2 protein-coding genes are annotated in these 7,968 nt (G+C 63.8%); both read right to left on the reverse strand.

Annotated elements, in window-relative coordinates; translation table 11 throughout:
* On the reverse strand, positions 1–5,024 hold a 5,024-nt coding region (locus RYL44_RS09455), incomplete at its 3' end, for an Ig-like domain-containing protein (protein ID WP_314975816.1).
* A gap of 186 nt (positions 5,025–5,210) precedes the next feature.
* Entirely contained in the window at positions 5,211–7,679 is a 2,469-nt protein-coding gene (locus RYL44_RS09460) for an ATP-dependent Clp protease ATP-binding subunit (RefSeq protein WP_314804315.1), read from the reverse strand.
* Positions 7,680–7,968: the final 289 nt, after the last annotated feature.

The raw sequence follows: 7,968 nt of genomic DNA on the forward strand, positions 1-7,968 counted from the left end.
CCCAGGGACCAGGTGATGGTCGCCAGAGCGGCGTTACCGTCGCGCTGCTGGGCCGCGCTGGCGCTCGTGATAACCGGCTGATCGGGTCCGCGGCGCGCGGCCTGAGGCGTCGCCGACGCACCGTCCGAGGGCGCGGATTCGCCCCTGGCGTTGCGTGCAACGACAGTCACCGTGTAGTTCTTCCCGTTCGTCAGGCCCGTGAGCGTACACGTGGTGTCACCATTCGTCGAACACGTCACATCCGATCCGCCGGCGAGAGAAGCAGTCGCCGTGTAGCCGGTGACCGGGGAGCCGTTGTCCTTGGCCCGAGCCCACGTCGCCTTGATGGTTCCGTCGCCGGCAGTGAGGAGAGGCGCACCCGGGCGTCCCGGGACGCCGGAGATCGTGATGGTGTTCGAGGCCTTCGAACGCGCGGACTCACCCTCCTTGTTGACCGCGACCACGGTGAAGGAGTAGGTCTGGCCGACGCTCAGGCCCTCGACGCTACAGACGGTGGAGGTACAGGTGGCGACCTGGCGTCCCGTCTGGTCGTAGACGCGGTACTCGGTGACCGGGGAGCCGTTGGACTCCGGCGCGTCGAAGGTCACGCGAGCGCCATTCGGTCCCTCGGCCTCGGCCCGAACGTTAGTCGGAGCATTCGGCTTGTCCGTCACCGTGACGGTGATGGTTCCCTGGACGGCGCGCGCGGGGTCGCCCAGCTTGTCGTTCACCTTGAAGCCGACGGTGATCGTGCCGGACGCGCTCGGGGTGACCGACACGGTCGTGCCCGACGTGGCGACAGTCGCGCTGCCCGAGGACAGCGCGGCGCTCTCCAGGGTGATCGGCGACTCCGGGTACGGGTTAGTCGCGGAGGACGCCACGTCGACGCTCACCGTATCGCCGACCTTGGCGGTCAGCGTGTAGGCGGGCACCTGGATGAGGGGCTTGTCGGAGACGACGACCTCGACGGGAATCTGCGCGCTGACCGTGTTGTTGTCCTCGTCCGTGACGCTCACCGAAATCGACCCCGCGGAACCTTTCGGGGTTCCCTCGGCGGCCGACACAGTCAGGGTGGTGCCCGACAGGGACGCCGTGATGGTGGACGGCGAGGAGTCCATCGCGTAGGTGAAGGTCGTGACGTCCACGCCCTCGGGGTCACGCACCGCGAGCGCAAGGTTCTGCACCACGGCCTCGCCCCCGGCCTCGACGCGGATCGCGGTCGGAGTGAAGGTCGGCGGCTGGTTCTTGGTCGCCTTGATGCGCACGGGCAGCGACAGGGAGGCGCTCAGCGCGCCCGCGTCACTGCTGTCGCCGTCCGCGACCTGAATGAGGAACGCGGAGTTGCCGCCAAAGTCAGCGTTCGCATTCAAGGTCAGCTGCGTGTCGGAGTCAGCGACGACCGAGTCCAGGCCGTCCTGGGGCACCGGGGAGGACCCCTCGACGAGGCGGGGGCTGCGCCCCGCGCGGGTGGCGACGTAGTCCGACAGGCTGATCGTGCGCGACGTGCCCGCGTCCATCTCGATCGGCAAGTTCGCCGAACTCAGGAACGGCGCGGTCGAGTTGCGACCGGGGACTGTCACGACCGCCGAATTAGTCAGTCCATCGCGGTCGGTGATCGTGTAGACGACCAGTCGCGTCGAATCGGTTACGGGGATGAGCAGGTCAGAACCGGACACGCTCACACCCGACTCAGATGTGGTCAAGCTCACCTCATCGATGCTGCCGTCGGGGTCCTCATCGTTCTCCAGCACGTTCACGCGCACAGCTGAACCGTCGGTGGGCAACTCGTCGTAAGAGACAAAGTCGTCGCGAGCAATCGGCGCCTTCAGCGGCGCGTCATCCTGAACGAAGACCGTCAAAGTACCGCGCGCGGAACCGCCGCGCCCGTCACTAACCGTGTAGGACACGAGGTAGGTGCCAGCCTGGGAGGGCGTGTGCACCTGAATGGACGAAGAGGAACGGACCTGCGGGTCAAGTCCAGGCGTGGACGTCTGAAGGCCGCCATCATCCAGGCTCAGCGAATCGCCGTCCGGATCGAGGTCATTCGCAAGGACATTGACGGTCACCATACGGTCGGGGCGAGTGAGAACCGTGTCGGGCACGGCCACCGGATTCTGATTCAGCGCAGGAATCGGCGTCACAGCGACGCGCACGCGAGCCGACGCGCGCGCCCCCTGACGATCCTCAACCGTGTACGTGAAGGTGTCAGTGCCCGACGCATTGTCATTAGGCGTGTACTCAATCCACGTTGCCTTCGCGGTCGCCGAACCTTTCTGCGGTGAAGAATCCACGCTGCGCAGGCTCACCGAATCGCCGTCCGGGTCAATCCCATCCAGGGTCACCGGAATACGCGTGGTCTGACCGGCACTCGCCCACGCCGTAATGTCGCGCGGGCGGGGCGCCTGGTTGGTATCCGAGGCGGCCAAAACCTCGAACGTCACTGTGCTGGACGCACGGTTACCCGCAGAGTCGATGACCGAATACGTCACATCCATCGTGCCGGGCGTATCCCCGGCCTCGAGGCGCACCTGGTTCCCCGTCACGAAAGGCGTGCCCACAGCGGAATCGCGATCGTATTCGAGAGTCGACTCGACCTGCAGATTCAGGCCAGCAGGCGAACGGTCATTCGACAGGACAGAGACCGTGCCCACGTCACCCACGCGCACCTTGCCCCTGTCAGGCTTCAGGACCGGCGGCAAGTCAGAGCGGTCGGTAGCGCCGGGGATAACGGTCACCGTGGCGCTCGCGCTGCCCTGACCGTTAGAGATCGTGTAGGAGAACGACGCTGTTGCATCCAGGCCGGAAGGCGCGGTCACGCGCAGCAGGTGGCGGTCGATGAGAGCCACCTCTAGGCCAGGGACGGCAGAAGAATCGACTGAGGTGATCGCCAGGACACCGCCGGAAGGGTCGTAGTCGTTAGCGAGAGGCGCGACCAGCACCGACCCTCCCTGCGGCAAGACAGCCGTGTCGTTCTCAGCGACGGGCGGCAGAGCCTGAGCCTCGGCGACCTCGACGCGCACGATTCCCAGCGTCGTGGCGATGCCGTCGGACACTGTGTAGGCGAAAGAATAGGAACCCGGTGACGCCGCCATGAAGTCGATGGTGCCGCGGTCCAGGTCAGGCGTGATGGATGCGCCCGAGGGAGCACCGGAGACGGCGGCCAAGCTCAACGGATCGCCGTTGGGGTCTGTATCGTTCCTGAGCGGATCGAGGGTAATGGTCTCGCCGGGGTGAGCCTGATAGAGGTCCCCGTTGGCGGTAGGCGGCAGGTTACCCGCCTCCTGAACATCGACGATGAGTTCGCCGCGCGTCTCGCCGCCCTGGTCGTCGGCGACGGTCAGGACCACGGTCTTGGGGCCAGCCGCGCTGCCCTCCTCGGTGATCGTCAGGCTACCGTCCTCCGTGAAGGATGTGTTCAGTCCCTCTGGCGCCTGGGCGTCTTTCAGATAGATTGGGTCGCCGTCTGGGTCGCGCCAATCGGACAGCGCCTGATACTGGATCTGGGCGCCCGCGCCGATCTTGACGGAGGACGCGCGCAGCTGCACGGGTGCCTCGTTTTCACCGTATGGGTGAATCGTCACCTGTACATGCGCGGTGGCGGAGTCCTTGCCGTCGGAGGCCTCGTAGGAGAAAGACGTCGATCCCGTCTGCTGCGCACCCACGTCCGCGATTTGGAGGGCGCGGCCCGCGCGAGCAACGGTCACGGTTCCCCAGGCAGGTTGGGAGGTCGGGGATGCGGTCAGCACGTCCCCGTCAAGGTCGGAGTCGTTGTCGAGGACGGGTAGCACCGTGGAGCGGCCCGGGCGGATACCGAACTCGTCGTCCACGGCCTCGGGCGGAGTGTTCTGCTCGCGTTTTTCAGGGTCGGCAACCTCGTTGGTGAGTTCGGGGTTGTCTTTGTCTTCCTCCTCGTTTTCCTCGAGCTGCTTTTCGACCTCGTCCCAGTTGTCCATGAGGACCATGTTCGAGTCGGGCAGCCACACGCTGCCCTGTGCGACGTCGTTGAGGACGATGGCTTTGCGGTTGGTGCGGAAGACGATTTCTTTTGCACTCCTGAGAGTGTCGATGATCATCTGCTTATTCGAGCCGGGGTCGTCGCATGAGCGCACGTATGCTCCCGAACCGGTCCATGCGCCGTAGGAGCATCCTTCGTGGCGCACGGGTGCGGCCGGGGTGCCACTGGGGGCGCCCTCGGCGGCGGGAACGATCGTGGGGGCGGCGCCCTTCAGGGGAATGGTCACGAGGGACGAGGCCGTGGCGAGGAGCACAGAGTCGGCCTTCGGTCCCGCCTGCTGGAGGACTCCTCCGTCCTCGACGCCTGCTGCGCTCAGGTTGAGCTTCTTGCCGCCAGGCAGGAAAAGGGTGTTGGTGGTGGAGTCAAGCGCGACGACCTGGTCGCCGACGACCGTCATGGACAGCGTGGCGTCAGCGGGGATCCCCTCGATGATGGAGGTCTTCGCTTGATCCATGGCACCCTGACGCTTAACAGTTGTTAAGGTGCCGGATGCAGACAGGGCATACACTGTCCCATCCATGCCGGTGACAAACGCACCGTCTCCCATGTTCGAGGCGACTGCCGCACCTTCGGAAAGACTGGTCGGATTCGGAGAGGTGGCCGAGGTCGTCCACAGTGTGCCATTTGTCGCATTAAAGACCCCGAGAACATCTCCGCCCTGCATGACGACTGATCCGGACGGCAGCGACGTAGGGGACTCAAGGGCCACCTGAGTAACATTGACCGGCGCAACAGTAAGTGAGGTCAAATCAGAGACGGTGACGGTTTCGGCTGCCTGACCGACGTCGAAGTTGGTGGCCTCGGTGCGCAGCGCACCATCGAGGATGCGGGCCTCATAGTCGAGGTGTCCGACCATCTGCTTGGACTTGTTTGTGACCCAAATTCCGCCATCATTGACGTTCACCTGAGTGATTTCAGCACCTTTGTAGATCACGCCTGCGATACACAGCGCGACAACAACCAGCATGAGGACCGCCGCCGGCAGGCGTCGTCTCACGCTGGTCAGGTTTCGCCGTGCTCGCGCCTTCATAGACCCTCTCTCAATCGATGAATACAGCCTCGCGAATAGTGTTGCACGCTTTCGCACAATCCCCATGGTTAATGAGAATCTATCAGAGGTACGATTACTTGACAACTAGAGAGCGGCCCATCCTTGTGAGACGGGCCGCTCTCCGCTAAACCAGGGTTTGTCATCCCTCGACAATTGGCGAGTAAATCACTCTCCGTTGAAGGTGAAGGTCCGCTCCTTCCCCTCGCCAGTGACCCCCACCGTGACAACCTGACCAGGTTGCAGCTCACCAAACAGAATACGCTCAGACAACGCATCCTCGATTTCCCGCTGGATCGCGCGACGCAACGGACGAGCACCCAAAACCGGATCAAAGCCCACATCAGCCAGCAGCTCGCGAGCCTCATCCGTCAACTGCAAACGCATATCCTGCGCCTCCATCCGCTTCGCCAGCTTCGCGATCATCAGATCAACAATGCGGGCAATCTCAGGCTTCGTCAGCGGCGGGAACACGATCGTGTCATCCACGCGGTTAAGGAACTCCGGACGGAAATGCTGCTTCAACTCCTCCGCAACCTTCGACTTCATACGACCGTAATCGTGCGTCGAGTTATCCGCCGTCTGGAAGCCCGTCAGGACACCCTTGTTGATGTCACGCGTACCCAAGTTCGTCGTCATGATGATGACGGTGTTCTTAAAGTCCACCTTGCGGCCCTGCGAATCCGTCAGGCGCCCCTCCTCCAAGATCTGGAGCAGGGAATTAAAGATGTCCGGGTGAGCCTTCTCGACCTCGTCGAAGAGGACGACCGAGAACGGCTTGCGGCGCACCTTCTCCGTGAGCTGGCCACCCTCGTCGTAACCAACGTAGCCGGGAGGCGCACCGAAGAGACGCGACGCCGTGTGCTTCTCCGAAAACTCAGACATGTCCAGCTGAATAAGCGCATCCTCGTCGCCGAACAGGAACTCGGCGAGGGCCTTCGCCAGCTCGGTCTTACCCACGCCCGTCGGACCCGCGAAGATGAACGAGCCACCGGGACGGTTCGGATCCTTCAGACCCGAGCGCGTGCGACGAATCGACTGGGCGAGCGCCTTAACGGCCTCGTCCTGGCCGATGACGCGCTTGTGCAGCTCGTCTTCCATCTTGAGTAGCTTCGCGGTCTCCGTCTGGGTCAGGCGCACAACCGGGATACCCGTCGACATGGCCAAGACCTCGGCGATCTCCTGATCCCCGACCTCGGCGATCTCGTCAGACTCGCCGCCCTTCCAGGCCTCTTCCTTCGCCTTGCGCTCATCGGAGAGCTTCGACTCCTCGTCGCGCAGCGACGCCGCCTTCTCGAAGTCCTGATCGTCGATGGCCGCCTCCTTGTTGCGACGCACCTCGGCGATCTTCTCGTCCAGCTCGCGCAGCTCCGGCGGCGCAGTCATGCGACGGATACGCAGACGCGCCCCGGCCTCGTCCACCAGATCAATGGCCTTATCGGGGAGGAAACGATCCGAAATGTAACGGTCCGCCAACTCGGCAGCCGCTTGAATCGCGGCGTCCGTGATGATGACGCGGTGGTGCGCCTCGTAACGGTCACGCAGGCCCTTAAGGATCTCCACCGTCTCCTCAACACTGGGCTCCTCCACCTTCACCGGCTGGAAACGACGCTCAAGGGCCGCATCCTTCTCGATGTGCTTGCGATACTCGTCATTCGTCGTCGCACCGATCGTCTGAAGCTCGCCGCGCGCCAACATCGGCTTAAGCATCTGAGCCGCGTCAATCGAACCCTCAGCTGCGCCCGCACCCACGAGGGTGTGAATCTCATCGATGAACAGAATGATGTCGCCGCGCGTACGAATCTCCTTCAGGACCTTCTTCAAGCGCTCCTCGAAATCACCACGGTAGCGCGAACCCGCAACCAACGACCCCATGTCGAGGCTATAAATCTGCTTATCCTTAATAGTCTCAGGCACGTCGCCGTGCACGATCGCCTGCGCAAGGCCCTCAACGACCGCAGTCTTACCAACACCCGGCTCACCAATCAGAACCGGATTATTCTTCGTGCGGCGCGACAGGACCTGCATAACGCGCTCCATCTCGACGCGACGGCCAATGACAGGATCCAGCTTGTTCTCGCGCGCAGCCTGCGTCAGGTTGCGACCAAACTGCTCGAGGATCGCGGAGTTCGAGCGCTCAGGACCACCGCTGCCCCCCACGCCCGCGCCAACCGACTCGCGGCCCTCCTCGTCACCCCGCTGGTAGCCGCTGAGCATCTGAATGACCGTCTGGCGCACCTGCGCCAGGTCCGCGCCCTGCTTAGTCAACACCTGGGCGGCCACACCCTCGCCCTCCTTCAGGAGGCCGAGCAGCAGGTGCTCCGTCCCAATGTAGTTGTGGCCCAACTGCAGGGCCTCACGCAGACTCAGCTCGAAAACGCGCTTCGCGCGCGGCGTGAAAGGAATATGGCCCTCAACCGGCTTCTCACCCTCGCCAATAATCTCAATGACCGAAGCGCGCACGGCCTCGCCCTTGATGCCCATCGTCTCCAGAGCCTTCGCCGCAACGCCCTCGCCCTCAGAGATCAGGCCGAGCAACAGGTGCTCCGTGCCAATGTAGTTGTGCTTAAGACCGCGGGCCTCATCCTGCGCGAGCACGACGACACGGCGCGCGCGATCAGTAAAGCGTTCGAACATGTCTCTCCTTGCTTCGGGGCAAGCGCCGCAGCTCGGCGCACACCCGTCCCAGTTGACTGGTTACAGCCTACGGAAAGCTCCGGCGCCGTGCGCGCGCTTTCGCCCTCGGCGCAGGGGCGGGGGCGCGCGAGGCCGGGGGCGGGGGCGCGGGGGGCGCGGGGCGCGCGAGCACCGGATCACCCCCTCACAAAGTCGCACATAATTTAACCGGGTCAGTTTTCGACTGGCCTCACAAACCGGCTCTTCGCATTTAAGGGTGTAGGAGGTGTTGGAATCCGCCGGAGTGGAG

The organism is Actinomyces bouchesdurhonensis (genome assembly GCF_963540955.1).
GTDB lineage: Bacteria > Actinomycetota > Actinomycetes > Actinomycetales > Actinomycetaceae > Pauljensenia > Pauljensenia bouchesdurhonensis.

Coding starts and splice junctions, on each gene's coding strand:
- RYL44_RS09460 (WP_314804315.1), bottom strand. CDS start 7,679: ATGTTCGAACGCTTTACTGATCGCGCGCGCCGTGTCGTCGTGCTCGCG.